Raw genomic sequence first — 1,795 nt, 5'->3', positions numbered from 1 at the left:
TGAAACTGTGTGAGAACCTGCATTAGTGTACGGTGGTGTTCCGCCTGATGCTATAATATTAACCGAGGTTGAACCTCCATAACAAGCAATACTTCCTTCAACTTTTGAAGCTACTAATTCAGTCGGTTCGGTTAAAGTAATATTCGCCGATGAAGTACAACCGTTAGCATCGGTGATCAGTACGCTGTATGCGCCTGCTGCCAAGCCTGATTGTTCTTCTGCTGAAGCATTTACGCCCGCACCGCTCCAGGCATACGAGTACGGAGCTACTCCGCCGCTTACGCTTAAAGCAATACTGCCGTTTGCTCCTCCGTTACAAGCAATGTTATAACCGTTAAAATCGGATTCTGTATGAGCGTTTTCAAGTAAAGTCGGTTCGGTTAAAGTAATATTCGCCGATGAAGTACAACCGTTGGCATCGGTGATCAGTACGCTGTATGCGCCTGCTGCCAAGCCTGATTGGTCTTCTGCTGAAGCATTTACGCCCGCGCCGCTCCAGACATAGCTGTATGGAGCTACTCCACCGCTTACGCTTAAATCAATACTGCCGTTTACTCCTCCGTTACAAGCAAGGTTATAACCGTTAAAATCGGATTCTGTATGAGCGTTTTCAAGTAAAGTCGGTTCGGTTAAAGTAATATTCGCCGAAGAAGTACAACCGTTAGCATCAGTAATCAGAACGCTGTACGCGCCTGCTGCCAAGCCTGATTGGTCTTCTGCTGAAGCATTTACGCCTGCGCCGCTCCAGGCATAGCTGTACGGAGCTACTCCGCCGCTTACGCTTAAATCAATACTGCCGTTAGCTCCTCCGTTACAAGCAATGTTATAACCGTTAAAATCGGATTCTGTATGAGCGTTTTCAAGTAAGGCTGGTTCGGTTAAAGTAATATTCGCCGAAGAAGTACAACCGTTAGCATCGGTGATCAGTACGCTGTATGCGCCTGCTGCCAAGCCTGATTGGTCTTCTGCTGAAGCATTTACGCCCGCGCCGCTCCAAGCATAGCTGTATGGAGCTACTCCGCCGCTTACGCTTAAATCAATACTGCCGTTTACTCCTCCGTTACAAGCAATGTTATAACCGTTAAAATCGGATTCTGTATGGGCGTTTTCAAGTAAAGTCGGTTCGGTTAAAGTAATATTCGCCGATGAAGTACAACCGTTAGCATCGGTGATCAGTACGCTGTATGCGCCTGCTGCCAAGCCTGATTGATCTTCTGCTGAAGCATTTACGCCTGAGCCTGTCCAAAGATATGTATATGGTGCAGTTCCGCCAGATGCAGTTAGATTGATTGATCCGTTTGAACCTCCAAAACACGAAACATTCACATGAGTTTCCGAAGCTGAAAGTCCAGCGGCCGGTTGAGTAACTTGAATATTAGACAAAGTAAAAGTACATCCTTTATTATCTGTCACTGTTACGCTATAAGTTCCTGAAGACAAGCCTGATTGGTCTTCTACTGAAGCATTTACGCCTGAGCCTGTCCAAAGATATGTATATGGTGCAGTTCCGCCAGATGGAGTTAGATTGATTGATCCGTTTGAACCTCCAAAACAAGAAACATTCACATGAGATTCTGAAGCTGAAAGCGCAGCGGCCGGTTGAGTCACTTGAATATTGGATAAAGTAAAAGTACATCCTTTATTATCTGTCACCGTTACGCTATAAGTTCCTGAAGACAATCCTGATTGATCCTCTGCTGAAGCGTTTACTCCTGGGCCTGTCCAAAGATATGTATATGGTGCAGTTCCGCCAGATGCAGTTAGATTGATTGATCCGTTTGAACCTCCAAAACAC

At 45.8% G+C, this 1,795-nt stretch carries 1 protein-coding gene; it reads right to left on the bottom strand.

Annotated elements, in window-relative coordinates:
• Positions 1-1,795 (bottom strand): SprB repeat-containing protein (locus LZZ90_RS13930; protein WP_237791314.1); only part of this gene is annotated, 1,795 nt, incomplete at both ends.

Source organism: Flavobacterium sp. SM15, from assembly GCF_022012335.1.
Lineage (GTDB): Bacteria > Bacteroidota > Bacteroidia > Flavobacteriales > Flavobacteriaceae > Flavobacterium.
The sequence above is the reverse complement of the archived record's forward strand: the minus strand, read 5'-3'. Positions and strand labels throughout refer to the sequence as shown.